The 17608-nt window shown below is 72.0% G+C and carries 14 protein-coding genes and 6 pseudogenes; 15 read left to right on the top strand and 5 right to left on the bottom strand.

Features of this window, described 5'->3' with window-relative positions; translation table 11 throughout:
- Nucleotide 1: 1 nt before the first annotated feature.
- The 3 genes from BJF83_RS02820 (at nucleotide 2) to BJF83_RS02810 (ending at nucleotide 1850) form a co-directional block, all read left to right on the top strand.
- Nucleotides 2-598: an SRPBCC family protein gene (locus tag BJF83_RS02820; RefSeq protein ID WP_075925062.1), complete on the top strand. Its 597-nt coding sequence runs from the start codon at nucleotides 2-4 to the stop codon at nucleotides 596-598.
- Between the two features lie 101 nt (nucleotides 599-699).
- Nucleotides 700-1584, top strand: a complete 885-nt coding sequence (locus BJF83_RS02815) for an SUMF1/EgtB/PvdO family nonheme iron enzyme (RefSeq protein ID WP_075925061.1) — start codon at nucleotides 700-702, stop codon at nucleotides 1582-1584.
- A complete protein-coding gene (locus tag BJF83_RS02810) occupies nucleotides 1584-1850 on the top strand; it encodes a MoaD/ThiS family protein (RefSeq protein ID WP_075925060.1) in 267 nt (88 codons plus the stop codon). Before BJF83_RS02815 ends, BJF83_RS02810 begins: the two co-directional genes overlap by 1 nt.
- On the opposite strand, the gene add is transcribed toward BJF83_RS02810, so the two are convergent.
- The gene (gene add / locus BJF83_RS02805; protein WP_075925059.1) at nucleotides 1768-2892 is read right to left on the bottom strand and encodes an adenosine deaminase; all 1125 of its coding nucleotides are present in this window, start codon (nucleotides 2890-2892) and stop codon (nucleotides 1768-1770) included. The two genes, BJF83_RS02810 and add, sit on opposite strands and share 83 nt — an antisense overlap.
- Before the next feature lie 87 nt (nucleotides 2893-2979).
- Between add and BJF83_RS02800 the strand changes: the two genes are divergently transcribed.
- The 7 genes and pseudogenes from BJF83_RS02800 to BJF83_RS02775 all read left to right on the top strand — a co-directional run bounded on the left by BJF83_RS02800 (nucleotide 2980) and on the right by BJF83_RS02775 (nucleotide 9441).
- Nucleotides 2980-3738, top strand: coding sequence for a hypothetical protein (locus BJF83_RS02800; protein WP_075925058.1), 759 nt, complete (start codon nucleotides 2980-2982; stop codon nucleotides 3736-3738).
- A gap of 482 nt (nucleotides 3739-4220) precedes the next feature.
- Nucleotides 4221-4469: pseudogene (locus tag BJF83_RS28335) on the top strand (winged helix-turn-helix transcriptional regulator); the annotation flags it as partial.
- A 95-nt stretch (nucleotides 4470-4564) separates the two neighbouring features.
- On the top strand, nucleotides 4565-4906 hold the full coding sequence (locus BJF83_RS28330; protein WP_262391260.1) for an SCP2 sterol-binding domain-containing protein: 342 nt from the start codon (nucleotides 4565-4567) through the stop codon (nucleotides 4904-4906).
- Nucleotides 4907-5121: 215 nt separating this feature from the next.
- Nucleotides 5122-6398: pseudogene (locus tag BJF83_RS02790) on the top strand (aminotransferase class V-fold PLP-dependent enzyme).
- 1 nt (nucleotide 6399) lies between these two features.
- A pseudogene (locus BJF83_RS30805) lies at nucleotides 6400-7565 on the top strand (trans-sulfuration enzyme family protein).
- A pseudogene (gene rfbB / locus BJF83_RS30800) lies at nucleotides 7562-8547 on the top strand (dTDP-glucose 4,6-dehydratase). Before BJF83_RS30805 ends, rfbB begins: the two co-directional pseudogenes overlap by 4 nt.
- Before the next feature lie 3 nt (nucleotides 8548-8550).
- Nucleotides 8551-9441 (top strand): class I SAM-dependent methyltransferase, encoded by an 891-nt coding sequence (locus tag BJF83_RS02775; RefSeq protein WP_075925057.1) that lies wholly within the window; start codon nucleotides 8551-8553, stop codon nucleotides 9439-9441.
- Here the strand turns inward: BJF83_RS02775 and rfbA are convergent.
- From rfbA to BJF83_RS02760, 3 genes and pseudogenes are all read right to left on the bottom strand, one after another.
- On the bottom strand, nucleotides 9368-10285 hold the full coding sequence (gene rfbA, locus BJF83_RS02770) for a glucose-1-phosphate thymidylyltransferase RfbA (protein WP_075925056.1): 918 nt from the start codon (nucleotides 10283-10285) through the stop codon (nucleotides 9368-9370). The two genes, BJF83_RS02775 and rfbA, sit on opposite strands and share 74 nt — an antisense overlap.
- 142 nt (nucleotides 10286-10427) lie before the next feature.
- Nucleotides 10428-10847, bottom strand: a pseudogene (locus tag BJF83_RS30795) (class I SAM-dependent methyltransferase); the annotation flags it as partial.
- A gap of 258 nt (nucleotides 10848-11105) precedes the next feature.
- A complete protein-coding gene (locus tag BJF83_RS02760) occupies nucleotides 11106-12329 on the bottom strand; it encodes a cytochrome P450 (RefSeq protein ID WP_075925055.1) in 1224 nt (407 codons plus the stop codon).
- Nucleotides 12330-13386: 1057 nt separating this feature from the next.
- On the opposite strand from BJF83_RS02760, the gene BJF83_RS28310 reads away from it, so the two are divergent.
- The 5 genes from BJF83_RS28310 (at nucleotide 13387) to BJF83_RS27770 (ending at nucleotide 16620) form a co-directional block, all read left to right on the top strand.
- Nucleotides 13387-14604, top strand: a complete 1218-nt coding sequence (locus tag BJF83_RS28310) for an ASPIC/UnbV domain-containing protein (RefSeq protein ID WP_262391258.1) — start codon at nucleotides 13387-13389, stop codon at nucleotides 14602-14604.
- Between the two features lie 129 nt (nucleotides 14605-14733).
- Nucleotides 14734-15036, top strand: coding sequence for a hypothetical protein (locus tag BJF83_RS27775; protein WP_187347071.1), 303 nt, complete (start codon nucleotides 14734-14736; stop codon nucleotides 15034-15036).
- Nucleotides 14973-15608, top strand: coding sequence for an enediyne biosynthesis protein UnbU (locus BJF83_RS02750; protein ID WP_187347070.1), 636 nt, complete (start codon nucleotides 14973-14975; stop codon nucleotides 15606-15608). Before BJF83_RS27775 ends, BJF83_RS02750 begins: the two co-directional genes overlap by 64 nt.
- Nucleotides 15605-16186: a hypothetical protein gene (locus BJF83_RS02745; RefSeq protein ID WP_075925054.1), complete on the top strand. Its 582-nt coding sequence runs from the start codon at nucleotides 15605-15607 to the stop codon at nucleotides 16184-16186. The genes BJF83_RS02750 and BJF83_RS02745 overlap by 4 nt, the downstream gene beginning before the upstream one ends.
- On the top strand, nucleotides 16183-16620 hold the full coding sequence (locus BJF83_RS27770; RefSeq protein WP_187347074.1) for a hypothetical protein: 438 nt from the start codon (nucleotides 16183-16185) through the stop codon (nucleotides 16618-16620). The genes BJF83_RS02745 and BJF83_RS27770 overlap by 4 nt, the downstream gene beginning before the upstream one ends.
- 51 nt (nucleotides 16621-16671) lie before the next feature.
- Here BJF83_RS27770 and BJF83_RS02740 read toward each other — a convergent pair.
- A pseudogene (locus BJF83_RS02740) lies at nucleotides 16672-17556 on the bottom strand (LysR family transcriptional regulator); the annotation flags it as partial.
- Nucleotides 17557-17608 lie beyond the last annotated feature (52 nt).

Raw genomic sequence — 17608 nt, 5'->3', positions numbered from 1 at the left:
CATGACCGACGTCGCCGGTTCGCTCGCCGTGACCCACCGGGAGGTGGGGCGGCGCACCATCGACGCGGGCGAGGCCCACACCGCGCTGATCCGACGCACCTACGACGCGCCCGTCGAGGAGGTTTGGAGCGCCTGCACCGAACCCAAGCGGATCAACCGCTGGTTCATGGAACCCGAGGGCGACCTTCGACTCGGCGGGAACTTCGCCCTGGAGGGCAACGCCAGTGGGCGGATCCTCAGGTGCGAGGCGCCGCACCTTCTCGCCCTGACCTGGGAGTACGGAGACGATCCCGCGGCCTACGTGGAGCTGAGGCTGTCGGAGGCCGAGGGCGGGGGGACCGTCCTCGAACTCGAACACGCCTCGGTAAAGGAGTCCTTCCTGGTCAACGACCCGGAGACGGGCGACTGGGGGGTGGGCGTCGGCTGGGAGATGCCACTGGACTTCCTGGAGAGCTACCTCAAGGGGCAGACCCCGGACCAGCCGACCTCCGAGTGGTTCGAGTTCACTCCGGAATTGGAGAAGCGTGCCGCGGAGCGGGGAGCGCTTTGGGCGAGGGCGGTCGAGGTCGCCTTCGCGCGCTCGCTCGGGACCGCCTGACCCGGAGGCGTCGCGGCACCCTGCCCGGGTGTCGCGACGCCTCGCCAGTTGCTACTATTTCATATAGTATTAGTGATCGCTCCAGCGGAGGGATCGGTCAGATGGGCGAGATGGTGCGGATCCCGGGCGGAACCTTCCGGCAGGGGTCGCCCCCGTGGGTCCTCGACTGGCTGGAGGGGGAGGACCAGGCCTTTCCCGGGAAGTGGTTCGGCGACGAGGCCCCCCAACGGACCGAGACCGTGGCCCCGTTCTGGATGGATCGGTACCCGGTCACGGTCGGCGAGTACGCGGAGTTCGTCGACGCCACCGGATACCGGACCGACGCCGAACGGCTCGGCCACGGCATGGTGTACGGCTCCCGCTACTGGGAGGAGCGCCCCGGAGCCACGTGGCGAACGCCCTCCGGCGAACCCGTGGTCGGCGTCGAGGACTACCACCGGCACCCCGTCGTGCACATCTCCTTCGGGGACGCGGTCGCCTACGCCGGGTGGGCGGGCAAGCGCCTGCCCACGGAGGCCGAGTGGGAGCTGGCGGCTCGGGGGACGGGGTTTCGCCTGTGGCCCTGGGGCGACGACTGGAAGCCCGACCTCGCCAACACCGCCGAGTACCACGCCGGCGCGCTGCGCTCGCCCGACCAGTGGCGCCGCTGGTGGGACACGGTCCATTCCAGGACCGGACCGATGCCGCAGACCTCCGGGGTGGGGGACTTCGGTCCCGACGGCGACAGCGTCCACGGGTGCTCCGACATGGCGGGCAACGTCTACGAGTGGAACGCGACCCTCGCCGGACTGTACGACGAGTCCGCCGAGTGCGACGCGACGCTGCGCACGGTGATGGGCCGCTACCGCGTGATCCGCGGAGGTTCGTGGATGAACTTCCGCTACCAGGTTCGGTGTAGCGAGCGGATGTACGGAGACCCGGGCGGTTGGTCCAACTTCGCCACGGGCTTCCGGTGTGCCAGGGACGCTGAGGAAGGAGGACCGTGATGGTCACGGTGGTGTTGTCGTCGGCGTGGACGCAGGGTCGGCGGAGTGAGTTCGAGGTGGCGGAGGGGTCCCTGCGGGAGGTCCTGCGCGCCCTGGCCGAGAACCAGCCCGACTACCGCCACCGGCTGCTCGACGGTTCCGGCGAACCACTGGAGTACTTCAACGTCTACGTGGACGACGAGTTCATTCCCCGGCGTGACCGCTCCCGGGCGCGCGTACGCCCGGGGACGACCGTGACGATCGTTCCCCCGCTGGCCGGAGGGTGAGCCACGCGCGGAGCCGCCCGACGCGGTCCAGCAGGGCCGTGCGCAGGCTCTCACCGCAGTAGGCGGCCCGTACGGCGTTCTCGGCCAGGTCCAGCAGACGTGCGGGCGGCATGCCCCAGCGGTCGTGGCACTGGCGGTACTCCGCGTCCAGGTCGGTGTCGAACATCGCCGGGTCGTCGCTGCCCAGGGCGACGGGAACTCCGGCGGCCAGCAGCGCGGGCAGCGGGTGCGCGTCCAGGTCGGACACGGCGCCGGTGCGCAGGTTCGAGGTGGGGCACACCTCCAGGGTGATCCCCCGGTCGGCGAGGAACGCCAGCAGGGCCGGGTCGTCGACGGCACGGACTCCGTGACCGATCCTCTCGGCCCCCAGGTCGCGCACGGCCGACCAGACCTGCGCGGCCGACGTGGTCTCCCCGGCGTGCGGGACGCTGTGCAGCCCGTGGGCCCGGGCCCGCGCGAAGACCTCGCGGAACGGCGCGCGCGGCGCGACGTCCTCCGGCCCGCCCAAACCGAAGCCCACCGCTCCCTCGGGCCGCTGCCGCAGGACCCAGTCCAGGGTGGCGGACGCGCCCTCGGGTCCGTCGTCGCCCGAGGCGTCGAAGATCCAGTTGAGCGTCACACCATGCCGCTCCCCGGCCGCGGCCCGGCCCGCGGCCAGCGCCTCGGAGAGGGCGTCGGGGGCGACTCCCGCGCGCAGGTGCGACAACGGCGTGACGGTGACCTCGGCGTAGCCCACCGCCCGCGCGGCCAGGTCCGCGGCGAGTGCGACGACCAGGTCGAAGACGTCGGCGCCGCTGGTCACCAGGGCGTTGACGGCCGTGTACACCTCGACGAAGTGCGCGAAACCGGTGAAGCGGAAGTAGCGCCGCACCCCGTCCGGCTCGGTCGGCACCCCGTGTTCGGGCCGACGCCGAGCCAGGGAGGCCACCGCGTCGGGGGACGCCGCACCCAGAAGGTGCAGATGGAGTTCGACTCTGGGTAGCGCCGCGATGAACGGGTCGAGCGGCGGGGAAGCCGCTTCTCCCGTCTCTGTTGGAGGCAAGCAGGGCTCCCGGGGGTATGCGTCGACAGGCTCGCTATATCTTATAGTGCCTGTGTCCATGGGAGGGCTCGACCGGGCGGGGGTGCCGTGGCAGGGTTCGACTTCGAGGAGATCGCCGAGGACTACCTGGCACGGCGGTTCCCCGGCGGGCACCGGTCCGTCGCCGGGCTCGCCCGCGCCCGGCTCGACTGGGACGAGGCGTACTGCCGCTCGGTGGCCAGGCACTTCGACCGGGCCGACAACCGCGCGGCCACCCCCGCGCTGGAGCGCGCCTACCGGGTCCTGCACCGTGAGAACCTCCGCCAGTTGCGTGCCCTCCTGGACGCGGGGCTGCGGGTGGAGCCCTGGCTCGGCGACGGCCAGCCCTACCGGGACTCCGCGCGGCTCCGCCGCGGCGTGGACTCCAGCGGGGTTTTGTACGTCTACCTCACCAGCGCGGGGCACGGCCCTGGCGGGGGCGCCGGCGCCCATCCCATGCGGGAGCCGTCACCGGTCGTCCTCGGCGGCGTGCGCTTCAGCCACAACGACGTCTTTCGCGCCGTGCACGACGTCTTCGGACACGTGATGCACGGCAACGGCTTCGGCCCGCGCGGGGAGTTCCGGGCCGCCCACTGCCACATGCACATGTACCCGGACGAGGCGCGCCCCGTGCTCTTCGCCGAGCAGGTCGCGCAGATCTCCTGGTTCTACTTCGGCCCCCACCTGGCCGACCCGAACGGCCGCGTTCCCTCGCGGGGCGAACCGGGCTACGTCCCGCCCGCGCAGCGCCCCTATCCCGAACAGAAGCTCCTGGAGCCGCCGGACCGCCTCGTGGAGGCGTTTCTGGCGCTCTTCTCCCCGCCCTGAGCGGGCGGGCGCCGACGACCGGCCCGCGCGCTCAGGCCGGTCCGGTCGCGCCGGCCACGGTGGCGGACGCCCCCGCCGAACGCGTGGCCTCCTGCGCCAACCGCCGCACGTCGGCCCCCGGGCGCCTGTGCGGGACCACCCCCGCTTTCGTCCCCCGCGCCGTACGGCACAGCGCCACAGGGCCGCGTCGGCGCAGGCGCGCAGGGGCAGGGCGCGGAAGTCGGGGTCGACGTCGTCGGGCACGTGCGCCTCCGGCGCATCGTGGGGCCGCTGGGTCGGGCCGGAGGATTCCCGGTCCGCCTGTTACACAAGAAAAAGATAGCGGATGCCGACCGCGGGGGCGATGAGCAGGTTGCGCCGGGACGCGCTTCGCGCTGTGGTCCGGCACAGATCGGAGAGGGTGATCGGGCCAACGGAAAGCGCAAGGATGAAGTAGTATGTGATTAGAAAGTAGATCTAGAGTACCGTGAGGGTGGGTTCCGGTGAGTCGATCTCGGCGAAGGTACAACCAGTACTGCGGTCTGGCCTCGGCGTTGGACATCATCGGGGAGCGTTGGACGCTCCTGATCGTGCGGGAACTGCTCATCGGCCCGGCACGCTACCGCGACCTGCTCGAAGCGCTTCCGGGGATCGGCACCAATCTCCTGGCCGAGCGTCTGAAGTTCCTGACCGAGCACGGGGTGCTTCGCAAGGTGTCGGGGGGCAACGAGCGCGGGTACGAGCTCACCGAGCACGGGGAGAGTCTGCGGGCCCCGGTTCTCCAGATCGCGCACTGGGGCCTGGAACACCTCGGGGCGCCCACCGGGGACGAGGAGGTCCGCCCGGGTTGGGGGTTCCTGGCGGTCCAGTCCATGATCGACGCATCGCGGGTGGGCGCGTCGACGAGTGCTACGAGTTCCGCGTCGACGGTTCGGACTTCCACATCCGGGTCGAGGACGGGCGCGCCACCGCGCACGAGGGGCGGTGCGAGGCGCCGGCGATGGTCGCGGTCACCGACGCGCGGACGTTCGTGGAGATCGGCTCGGGCAACCTCAACCCCCTCATGGCGGTGGTGAGCGGCCAACTCTCGCTTGAGGGCGACGAGCAGGCGGTCCAGCGGGCCATCGCCCTCCTGGGGCTCACCGGCGCTTCGACGGGCGTGCGCGAACGGGTCGCCGGGGCCGTGTGACGGGGTCCCGGCGACGAGGGCGGCGCGCCATCGGTCGACTCCAGGCGCTTTAAAATTAAGTGGTAATGTGCCAGGGTGTAGGCAGCGGTCCCTGTGATCATCTGTATGGAAGATGGTGGCTGAGGCATGTCTCGCCCAATCGTTCGCCCACATCGCTACATTGATTTCAAGCTCTCGTCGCCCCGTCGTGGCCTGCCCGGAGAGGCGGTGCCCGCGTGAACCGCGTCACTCCCACGCAGGGACGTCCGCGCCTCGGCGTGCGCGACGACTTCCCGATCCTCGCGACCCGCCACGACGGTCCGCCCCTCACCTACCTCGACAACGCCGCCACCACCCACAAGCCCCGCGCAGTCCTGGACGCGATCGTCGGGCACTACTCCACGGCCAACAGCAACATCGGGCGCGGCCACTACGGGTTGAGCATGACCGCGACCGAACGCTACGAGCAGGCGCGCGGGTACGTGCGCGAGGTCCTCGGCGCCCGGCACCCCGACGAGATCGTGTTCACCCAGGGCACGACCGCCGCGACCAACCTGCTGGCCGAGGTCTTCGGCGCCCGTGTCGTCGGAGCGGGCGACCAGGTGGTCGTCACCGGCATGGAGCACAACTCCAACCTGCTTCCCTGGCGCCGACTCTGCGAGCGCGTCGGCGCCGAACTCGTGACGGTCCCGGTCAACGCGCGCGGGCGCGTCGAGGCGGCGGACTTCAACGCGGCACTCGGTCCGCGGGTGCGCCTCGCCGCCGTCGCCCACGTCTCGAACGTGCTCGGGACCGTCAACCCGGTGCGCGCGATGATCGCCGACGCGCACCGCCACGGCGTCCCCGTCGTGGTCGACGCGCCCAGGCCGTTCCGCACCGGCCGGTGGACGTCCAGGAGCTGGGCGCCGACTTCTACTGCTTCTCCGGCCACAAGGTCTACGGACCGATGGGCGTGGGCGTGCTGTACGGCCGACGCGAGCTGCTCAGCGAGCTGCCCCCCTACCAGGTCGGGGGAGGGACGGTGAAGGGGGTCAGTCCCGACCGGCCGGTCTCCTACGTCCCCGTTCCCGCCCGGCTGGAGGCGGGCACCCCGGACGTGGCATCCGCGGTCGGCCTCGCCGCCGCGCTGCGCTACGTGCGGGATCTGGGCTGGGACGCCGTACGCGAGCACGACGCGGAGCTCGTGCGCCACACGGTCCGCGCGCTCGACGGTCTCGCCGGCGTCCGCGTCGTGGGCGACCCCGCGGCCGACCCCAGCGGTATCGTCTCGCTCGTCGTCGACGGCGTCCACCCCTACGACGTGGGCGGACACCTCGACCGGCACGGAGTGGCCGTGCGCAGCGGCGTGCACTGTGCGAGCACCTTCCTGGACGACCTCGGACTGGTCGGCACCGTCCGGGTCTCCTTCGGCGTCTACAACACCCTGGACGAGGTCGACCGCCTGGTCGCGGCGTTGCGCACGGTTCGGCCGGGGGAGTGGACGGCCGAGCGACCGAACACGCGGTTCGTCTGACATGCGCTTCGACACCCGGCTCCTCCAGTCCGGCAGCGATCCCGACGCCACCGGCGCGACGGTTCCGCCGCTCCACCTGGCCGCGACCTACGACACCCGGTGGCAGGAACAGCCCCGCTACTTCTACACCCGGAGCGAGAACCCGACCCGGGAGGCGCTGGAGCGCACCCTGGCCTTCCTGGAGGACGCGCCCTTCGCCACCGTCCACTCCTCCGGCCAGGCCGCGGGCGAGACCGTCCTGTCGCTCGTCCCGCCGGGCGGTCGGCTCGTGGCCTCCGACGACGTCTACGGTGGCACCCGAGCGCTCTTCGGCCTGCTCGCGGGGCGCGGGGTCACCGTGGACCACGTCGACCTGACCGACCCGGCGGCCGTGCGCACGGCGCTGTCCGACGGCGCCGACATGGTCTGGATCGAGGCGCCGACCAACCCCCTCCTCAAGATCGCCGACCTGGCGCGGCTCGGTCCGCTGGCCAGGCGGTCGGGGGCGGTCGTCGTGGTCGACAACACCCTGGCCAGCCCCGTCCTGCAACGGCCGCTGGACCTGGGGGCGGACGTGTGCCTGTACAGCACGACCAAGTCGATCGCCGGGCACTCCGACGTGCTCGGCGGAGCGCTGGTCTGCCGTCGTGCGGACCTGCACGACAGGTTCCTGGCCCACCGCACCGCGGTCGGCGCGGTCCCGGGCGCTTCGACTGCTACCTCGTGCACCGCGGACTCAAGACGCTGTCGTTGCGCGTGGCCCGGCAGGTCGACAACGCCCGGGTGCTCGCGGACGCGTTGGTCGGCGCCGGACTGCCCGTCCGCTACCCGGGACTGGCCGACCACCCCCAGCACGACGTGGCGCGGCGGCAGATGAGCGGCCCCGGGTCGGTCCTGATCTTCGAGTGCCCGGGCGACCCCGCGGAGCTGTTCTCGCGGCTGCGGCTCTTCTCCAGCGCGGTCAGCCTCGGCGGCGTCCAGTCGCTCGTCACGTGCCCGGCCCGGTCGACGCACGCGGGACTGGCCCCGAAGGTCCGCGCCGAACTGGGCATCACCGACCGGCTCGTGCGGATGTCGGTCGGGATCGAGGACCCGACGGACCTCGTCGAGGACCTCCACACGGCGCTCGACGGCACGGGGCGACCGGCGGGGCTCGCGCCGCGGAGGCGGGGGCGGGCCACGACATGAGGATCCTCGTCACCGGTGCGGCCGGATTCATCGGCTCGAACTACGTGCGCCGCCTGCTCGGCCCGGTCCCCGGGGCCGCACGGCCGCGGCGGGTGACCGTGCTCGACAAGCTCACCTACGCGGGGAACCGGGCCAACCTGGCGCCGGTCCAGGACGATCCGGCCTTCTCCTTCGTCCGCGGGGACGTCACCGACGCCGCCCTGGTCCACGACCTGGTCGCGGCGCACGACGCCGTCGTCCACTTCGCCGCCGAGTCGCACGTGGACCGCTCCATCCAGGCCTCGCAGGAGTTCGTCGTCTCCAACGTGCTGGGCACCCAGACGCTGTTGGACGCCGCGCTCCACCGCGGCGCCCGCCCCTTTGTCCACGTGTCCACGGACGAGGTCTACGGATCGGTGCGCTCCGGGGCGTGCGCGGAGGACGCCGCACTGCGGCCCAGTTCCCCGTACTCGGCCTCCAAGGCCGCCGCGGACCTGCTCGCTCTCTCCTACCACCGCACACACGGGATGGACGTGCGGATCCTGCGCAGCTGCAATGGGTACGGGCCTACCAGTACCCGGAGAAACTGGTCTCCCTGGCGATCACCCGGCTGCTCGACGGGGGCCGGGTGCCGCTGTACGGGGACGGCCGGCATGTGCGGGAGTGGGTGCACGTGGACGATCTGTGCGACGCCGTGCACCGGGTGCTCGTGGCCGGCCGCGCCGGGCGCGTCTACAACGTCGGCGGCACGGCGATGACCAACGGGGAGATGGTCGACCTCCTGCTCGCCGCGTGCGGCCGGGGCCGCGACCAGGTCGACCACGTCGGCGACCGCAGCGGGCACGACCGGCGCTACTCCGTCGACTGGCGCAGGATCCGCGCCGAGCTCGGGTTCGCGCCTTCCGTCGAGGTCGGCGACGGGATCGCCGCGACGGTCGACTGGTACCGCGACAACCCGGCGTGGTGGCGACCGCTCACGTCCGTCCAGACAACCGGGAGGTAGCCCGTGACGACGCAACGACTCGATCCGGACTCCGTCAAGCAGGGCCAGCGTGCCACGTGGGACGCGATCAGCGCGGGGTGGGACGCGTGGTCCGACGACTTCGAGCGGGGCGCGGCGGAGGTGACCCGCCGACTCCTGGACTTGGGCGACGTCGGTCCCGGACAGCGGGTCCTGGACGTGGCGACCGGCGTGGGCGAACCCGCCCTGACCGCGGCCGAGGCCGTCGGCGCGCGGGGAAGCGTCCTGGGCGTCGACATCTCACCAGGGATGCTGGACGTGGCGCGGCGGCGTGCCCGGGGACGGGAGAACGTCGAGTTCGCCGTCGCGGACCTGGAGGCGATCGACCGTCCGCCCGGCTCCTTCGACGTCGTCCTCAGCCGCTGGGGGCTGGTGTTCGCGGTCGACCGGGGGGCCATGCTCAGGTCCCTCGCGGACCTGCTCGTCCCGGGCGGTACCCTGGCCGCCGCCGTGTGGGGCCCGCCGTCCGTGGCGCCGGTGATGTCGTTGGGCTTCTCCGTGGTCAGTGAGGTGTTGGAGCTCCCGCCTCCGCCGCCGGACGCCCCGGGCCCCTTCGCGATGTCGGACCCCGGCCAGGCGGCGCGGGAGCTGGAGGCGGCCGGATTCGCACAGGTGTCGGTGACCGAGACCGTCGTCCCCTTCGAGTGGGCGACCCCCGAGGACTACGCCCGGTTCAGCCGGGACGTGGCCCCGCCCGTCCTGCTGCGTGCCGTGCGCGACCGCTGCGGCGGGGAGGACGACCCGCGCGTGTGGCGGGCCGTCTCCGACGCGGTGCGCGAAGCCCACGGCGACGGTTCGAGTGTCATCCTGCCCTCGACCACGTGGTGCCTGCGGGCCGTCTCCGCTGCGACAGGGCACGCAGGCCGACCCGCCTGACGTACTCCCCGTAGGGGCAGGCGCCCAGCCCGGCGCCCAGGTCCAGGCAGGCCTCGGCGTCGATGAAGCCCATGCGCAGCGCCGTCTCCTCCAGGCAGGCGACGCGTACGCCCTCGCGGCGGTGGACGTCCCGCACCAGCGTCGCGGCCTCCAACAGCGAGTCCTCGGTTCCGGCGTCCAACCAGGCGACGTCGGAGCCGAGGTCCACCAGCCGCGCGCGTCCCCGTGCGACGTAGGCGCGGTTGACGTCGGTGATCTCCAGTTCCCCCCGGTCGGAGGGGCGCACGCGCGCGGCGATGTCCAGGACGTCGTTGTCGTACAGGTACAGGCCGGTGACGGCCGTGCGTGAGCGCGGACGTTCCGGCTTCTCCTCGATGGACACCAGGCGGCCCGACGCGTCCACCTCGGCGACTCCGTACCGGCGGGGGTCGGCCACCGGGCTGCCGAACAGGACGCACCCGTCGAGGTGCCCGGCCTGGGCGCGGAGCAGGTCCGCGAGTTCGGGGCCGTGGAAGACGTTGTCGCCCAGGATCAGCGCGACGTCGTCGTCGCCGACGAACCCGGCGCCGATGGTCAGCGCCTCGGCCAGGCCGTTGGGCCGTTCCTGGGCGGCATAGGAGAGGGCGATGCCCAGTCGCGTGCCGTCCCCGAGGGCGGACCGGTACCTGGGCAGGTCCCGAGGGGTGGCGATGACGAGGATCTCCCGGATCCCGGTGAGCATCAGCGTGGCGATCGGATAGTAGACCAGGGGTTTGTCGTAGACCGGGAACAGGTGCTTGGAGGTCGCCTGGGTACTCGGCGCCAGGCGGGTGCCGTGCCCTCCGGCGAGGACGATGCCCCTCATGAGTCCCGCCGCCCCGGCCAGCGGAGGTAGGCGGGCGCTGACGCCCGGGCAGGAGCCGGATCTCGGCCGCGTCCAGTCCGAGCGTCTCGCGCATCGCCAGGTTCTCGCCCGGCCACTTGGGGTGGTCGAGCTCGTCGAACGCCAGCACGCTGCCCCGGGTCAGGTAGGGCTGGACCAGCTCCAGGGCGGCGCGGGTGGGCTCGTACACGTCCAGGTCGAAGTAGGCCAGCGCGATGACGGTGTGCGGATTGTCGGCGAGGTAGCGGGGCAGGGTCTCCCGCACGTCCCCCTCCACGAGGATCGTCCTGCGGCTGACGTGCCGCAGGTGGTCGCCCTCCTCGTGCGCGGCGATCACCTCCCGCAGGTGGTCCGGGTAGCCGTCGGGCAGGGCGAAGCGTCCCACCACGGCGCTCGGGCTCACCCGGTCCACGTCGCTGACGTCGGGAAAGCCGGTGAACGTGTCGAACCCGACCACTCTCCTGAACGGATTGTGGGGCTCGTACACCCCCCGCAGGGCGGTGAACGCGCCGACGTGCCGCCCGTGGCGCACCCCGAACTCCATGATGACGCCCGGAACGTCGAGCACCATGCGGTACAGGGCGTCCATGGACAGCAGGTCGGCCACCTGCTGCCTGCGCATGTACAGCGGGAGGGCGTCGACCAGCTCCTCCTCGGGGATCGGCGTGTCGGCCAGGAGTTTGGCCAGTCGACGGCGCATCTCCAGTTCGTGGTCGGAGTCGTGCGGGAAGACCCGGGGGTCGGTGCCACCGTTGCGCTTCATGGACATCCTTTCGTCCGTACGGTGCTCTCGCGAGCCGGTTCACCACGTCACGGGCAGTTCCCGGACGCCGTAGATGTTCGACTCCCGTCGGAAGGCCACGCGGTCCAGCGGGACCGCCGCCCGCAGGGACGGGATGCGCCGGAAGAGCGCCTCGAACACGCACTGGAGCTCGACGCGCGCCAGTGCGCTGCCCAGGCAGCGGTGGCGTCCGTGGCCGAAGGCCAGGTGCGCTCGCGGGGGCCGGGCGATGTCCAGCTCGTGGGGGCGCTCGAAGACGTCGGGGTCGCGGTTGGCGGTCTGCACCACCGGCACGATCCCCTCGCCGGCCCTGACCGTCACGCCGCCCACCACGGTGTCGGCGGTCGCCGTGCGCGCGGTCGCGGCCTCCACGATCGAGCAGTAGCGCAGCAGCTCCTCCACGGCGGCGGGCACGCGTTCGGGGTCGGACGTCATCCGCGCGAGCTGGTCGGGGTGCTCCAGCAGTGCCAGGGTTCCGAGCGAGATCATGTTGGAGGTGGTCACCTGTCCCGCGACGAGGAGGACGAACGCGGAGCTGGTCACGGAGTCCAGGTCATCGGCGCCCTGCTCGTCGACGAGCCGGGCGACGAGGCCCGTGCCCCGGCCGCGCGCCGCGTCGGCCACGACCGCCTCCAGGAGTGAGCGGACGTCGCGTGCCGCGCCGCCCCGCCGGGGGGCGGAGGCCGTCCGGTCCATCATCACGGCGATCGCGGACTCGAACCGCTCGTGGCCGTCGTAGGGGACTCCGAGGATCCCGCAGATCACCCGCGAGGGCACGGGATCGGCCAGGTGGCGGACCAGGTCCAGGGGAGGCCCCGTGCTCAGCATGTCCTCCAGGCACGCGTCGACGACCTCCGCGATCCGGGGGCGCATCAGCTCCGCTCGGCGGGCGGTGAAGTCCCGCATGAGCCAGGGCCGGGTCCGTGTGTGCTCGGGAGGGTCCTGCCAGTTCAGCGGAGGTCGGAAGAACGACGCGCGGCGTTGGGCCTCGGTCGCGGGAGCGAAGCGTGGAAAGCCGGGTGCGCGCCGGTCGGCGCTGGTCCGCGGATCGGACAGGACGCGCCGTACGTCCTCGTGCCGGGTGACCAACCAGGCGTCGTTGCCGCCGAGCATCCGGACGCGGGAGACGGGGGTCCGGGCGCGTCGCCGTTCGTAGGGCTCGGGAGGCGCGAACGGGCAGTTCCGTGCCAGGGGGAACGCGGGGATGTCCTCGGCGGGCTCTGGGCCGAAGCGCGGTGCGGTCATCCAAGCCTCCCGGTCGTTGTTCGACTAACAGCACACGATACTAGTATTTAATATAGCTGAGGACGAGCGATCGCTGACGTCGAGTTGACTTCCGAATGCGAGTACTTCCATGTAAAGGCCACACTCAATGGATTCATGGCGGGTTCGCACGCGTCAGGGCGGACCCGCATGTGCTTCTTCTACTATCTTTAAATAAAGTATAGTGGGCGAGATGGGATCGCGAGGCGGAGCGGGCCCGCTTCTCTTCCCTTGCGCTTCGTGCGTGCCTCGGGGCGCAGAGCAATCCTGAAGATGAACGGGGTTCGGCGCCCGCACACGATGGGCGTTGTGCCCCGGGTCGCTCGCGACCTCCCCCACCTTCGAGGAACGCTGATGCGGTTGTTGTTCCGCCTGGCCAGAATCGCCATCGCCGCCGTGCTCGTGGGCGCCCTGGCGGCCATGACCGTTCGACCGTCCGCGACCGGGGCGGAGGCCGCCGAGCTGGCCGACCCCTTCTCCTTCGCCGTCCTGGACCTGAACTCCGCCCCCGACGACGCCCGGACCGAGCGCGTCGTCGCCCCGGACCTGGAGCACTTCCGCTCCTGGATCTCCGCGGTCGGCGCCGGGGTGGCCCTCACCGACCTGAGCGGCGCCGGCCGCCCGGCGGACGCCTGCCTCGTCGACCCCCGGGACGACAGCGTGACCCTGCGCGCGGTTCCGGGCAGCGGCGCCGACGCCTACCCCGCAGCCGAGCTGCTCCCCGACGGCTCCCCTACGACCACACGATGGCGCCCATGGGGTGCGTGCCCGCCGACCTCGACGAGGACGGCGACACCGACCTCATCGTCTACTACTGGGGCCGCTCCCCGGTGCTGTTCCTCAACTCCGGCGCGGACGGGGGAGCGCCGAGCGCAGCCGACTTCACCGCGCACGAGCTCGTCGAGCCCATGCAGGTGTGGAACACCACCGCGCTCAACGTCGCCGACGTGGACGGCTCCGGAGGTCTGGACGTGCTGGTCGGCAACTACTTCCCCGACGCGCGCGCGTCCTGGACCCCGACGCCCACGACGAGACCCGGATGCAGATGCAGGACGGCATGGGCCTGGCCGCCAACGCCGGGCGCAACCACCTCCTGCTCACCACGCCGACCGGCGAGCCCGACACCCCGCCCGACATCGCCGACGCCAGCACCGCCCTGCCCGAGCGGGCGAGCACCGCATGGACCCTGGCCGTCGGGTTCCAGGACCTCACCGGCAACGGCGTGCCCGACATCTACCTGGCCAACGACTTCGGCAACGACCACCTCCTGGTCAACCGCTCCACGCCCGGCGAGGTGTCGCTGGAGGCCGTGCGCGGCGACCGCGACATGTCCACGCCCAAGTCGAGCGTCCTCGGCAACGGCTCCTACAAGGGCATGGGGATCGCCTTCACCTACGACGCCGGGGCCGACCTGCCGACCATGGTGGTGAGCAACATCACCAGCCCCTTCGCCCTCCACGAGAGCAACTTCGCGTTCGTGCCCACCGGCGACGGCGGGGACCTCCTCGACGGTGATGTCCCCTACGAACAGCGCAGTGAGGAGCTCGCCATGTCCCGCAGCGGTTGGGCGTGGGACGTCAAGGCGGGCGACTTCGACAACGACGGGACCGAGGAACTCGTCCAGGCCACCGGGTTCCTCAAGGGCGACACCGACCGCTGGGCCGAACTCCAGGAACTGGCCATGGGCAACGACCAGCTCCTGCGGTATCCGTGGGCGTGGCCCAACTTCCAGGCCGGGGACGACCTGTCCGGCCACGAGCACAACCCGTTCTGGGCGCGTGACGAGGAAGGCCGGTTCGTCGACCTGGCGCCGTCGCTCGGCCTGGACGCCCCCGCGGTCTCCCGCGCGTACGCGATGGGCGACGTCAACGGCGACGGTCTCCTGGACGCGGTGGTCGCCAACCAGTGGGAGAACTCCCAGGTCCTGATCAACGACGCTTCCGAAGCCCCGCCCGGCATCGTCCTGCGCCTGCTCGTCCCGGCGTCCGCGGCCGAGGGGGAGTGGCGCCCGGCCGTCGGCGCCGAGGTCACCGTCCGCGAGGGCGGTCAGCCCCACCAGACACGGCAGTTGTTCCCCGCCAACGGCCACGTCGGAGTCTCCGCCGACACGCTGCACCTGGCCGCCCCGGACGGCGGCGCGCTGCCCGTCACCGTGAGCTGGCGGGACCCCTCCGGCCAAACCCACGCCGCCGACCTGGACCTGGAGCCCGGGACCCACACCATCCACCTGGACGACGGAGGAGCCGAAGTTCGATGACGACCACACGTCCCGGCGGCTCCGCCCCGGGAGCACCGGCCCCGGCCCCGCCCCAGCCCCGCCGCCGCTGGCCCGCGACCACCCGCGCCGTCCGACGCGGCCACGCGGCCCGCCGTCGACACCCGGGTGATGGCGCTGCGGATGTTCGCCACGAGCATCACCGTCTTCACGGTCCTGGGCCACCTCCTCCTGGGCTTCGAGCAGTCGCCCCTGACACCGATCGCCGTCGTGCTGGTGGCGTACGCGGTCGACCTCGCCCTGGAGTCCCTCGGCGCGCGCGCGAGGGACGCGCCCCGGGTTACGCGGGCGGCCCGGGCGCGCTGGTCACCTACCTGCTGCCCACGCACATCGCCGGGCTGGCGTGCGCCATGCTGCTGTGGGGCAACGCCTCGCTGTGGCCCTACCTGTTCGCGGTCACCGTGGCGGTGGTGAGCAAACACCTGGTACGGATCCCCGTCAACGGCCGCAGACGCCACATCCTCAACCCCTCCAACTTCGGTATCACGGTGACCCTCGTGCTCTTCCCGTGGGTGGGCATCGCTCCGCCCTACCACTTCACCAACAACACGTCCGGAGCGCTGGACTGGCTCCTGCCCCTGGGCGTGCTCATGGCCGGGACGATGCTCAACGTGCGGCTCAGCGGGCGCTGGCCGCTTATCCTCGGCTGGATCGGCGGGTTCGTCGGCCAGGCGGTGGTGCGCTGGCTGGTGCTGGACCACGCGCTGGTCGCGGCCCTGCTGCCGATGACCGGACTGGCCTTCATCCTGTTCACCAACTACATGATCACCGACCCCGGGACCACGCCCCACAAACGGCGCAACCAGGTGGTCTTCGGGGTGACCGTCGCGGCGGTCTACGGCCTGCTGGTGACCTGGCACGTCGTCTTCGGCCTGTTCTTCGCACTGGTCATCGGATGCGCACTGCGCGCGGTCGTGGTCCTGGCCGCGCCACTGGTCGCCCGATGGCGCCAACGTCCGACCACCGACGCCGGGAGTGTCCGATGACCCTGGTACAGAACGCCCGCCGCGCCTGCCACGGCGGAATCGACGCGCTCAACACCCGCCGCCACCGGACCGGGCTGCGCGTCTTCATGGTGATCGTCCTCGCGCACTGGGCCGAGCACCTGGCGCAGGCGGCGCAGATCTACGCGCTGGACTGGCCGGTGGCCGAGGCCCGGGGCGTGCTCGGCATCCCCTTCCCCTGGCTGGTGACCTCCGAGTGGATGCACTACGGGTACGCCCTTGTGATGCTCGTGGGGCTGTTCCTGCTGCTGCCCGGCTTCACCGGGCGCTCGCGCACCTGGTGGTGGATCTCGCTCGGCATCCAGCTCTGGCACCACCTCGAACACCTGCTGTTGCTGGTGCAGGCCCTGGTCGGGGCCAACCTGGCGGGCCGGGAGGATCCGACCAGCCTCGTCCAGCTGCTCATCCCGCGCGTGGAGCTGCACCTGCTGTACAACACCCTGGTCTTCGCGCCGATGGTGGTCGCCCTGTACCTGCACGCGCGGCCCGGGCCCGCCGAGCGGGACGCGATGGTGTGCGACTGCGCCGACGAGGAGGAACCGTCCGGGGTCGCCGCGTGACCCGCCGCAGGATGGGCGCCTTCCCGGTGGTGGTCCTCGTGCTCGGACTGTTCCTCGCCTACCTGGGCGCGGGCAGCGTGGACCGCAGTGTCCGCGCGCTGCGCGCCGACGGGGACCCCGGCCGGTTCACGGCGGCCGCACAGGACTGCGTGAACCACCTGGGGCACGTGTCCTGCACGTGCTACGGGGACTACAGGGCCGACGACGGGTCGGTGGAGCGCGAGTGGGTCTACCTCTCCGGCGGCGACTTCGCCTGCGAGGAGGGGAGTGTGTCGGCCGCCGTGGACATCGGTGCGCGCACGCGCGTGTACCACCCCGACGGCTCGCACGAGTGGATCGCGACCGCCGCGCTGATCCTGGCGGGGCTGGGCATGGCCGCGTGGTCGGTGGCGCCGTGGGCGCGCGGTTTGCTGCGCGCCCGGGCCCGCGGCTGAGGGCCTACTTCCGGTCGCGCCCGCCAGTGCGGCCGCCACCGACTTCGGGGAGCGGTCCAGCAGTTCGCGCGCGGCCCGGGCGATGCGGTCCGAGGCCTGGTGCACCGGGCTGTCGCGCCGCCAGACCAGGAGGTGGCGCAGCTGGACCGGGGCCCCGGCCAGGGGCCGGATGACGACACCGTCGGAGGAGTCGAAGTCGGACTGGCACGGGGCCACCGCGCGGCGCTCGACGATGAGGTCGTGGATCTCCGAGCGGTCGTAGAGGCGGAAGGGCACGTCCGGGGTGAACCCGGACCGCTGGCAGGCCAGGTAGAAACACTCCGGCCAGCCGCTCCCGTCCGGAGGCGTGAGCGCCCACGGGCTGTCGGCGAGGTCGGCCAGGCGCACCGTCGGCTGGTCGGTCGCGGGGTGGCCCTCCCACAGCGCCACGTGGAGCGGCTCGACGGCGAGCATCGCCCACGCGAGCGGCCCGTCTGTGGGCAGGTCGCGGTCCACGTAGTCGACGGTGGTGCCCATGTCCAGGTGACCGGCCCGGACCAGGTCGGTCACCAGTTTGGGGGAGTACTCGGTGCGCACGTGGACGGGAGCGTCGGGGAAGACCTCGGGCAACCGCGCCGACAACTCCAACGTCAACGGCCCCACGCCGCCGATCCTGATCGTGGTGGGGGAGGCGCGCCGCGCCGTGATGTCGTGCATCAGGTCGTCCATGGACAACAGGACCGACCGTGCTCGAACCAGGACGAACTCGCCCAGTTCGGTGGGGCGCACCCCCGAACGCCCCCGGTGGAACAGGGGGCCGCCGACCTCGCGCTCGATCCGCTGGAGCTGCGTGGTCAGCGCGGGCTGCGACGTCGACAGGGCCGCGGCGGCCTTGGTCACGCTGCCGGTGTCGGCCAGGAGACAGAGGGTACGCAGGTGGCGGAGTTCGAGGTCCATGCGTGGAATGTAGGACGAGTGGAGGGTTCGTGTACAGACGTGCGTCCGCGGG

Origin of the sequence: Nocardiopsis sp. CNR-923, from assembly GCF_001942255.1 — a bacterium.
In the GTDB taxonomy this organism is placed as follows: Bacteria; Actinomycetota; Actinomycetes; order Streptosporangiales; family Streptosporangiaceae; genus Nocardiopsis.
Note: the sequence above shows the minus strand (reverse complement) of the source record. Positions and strands in the feature narration are given on the sequence as shown.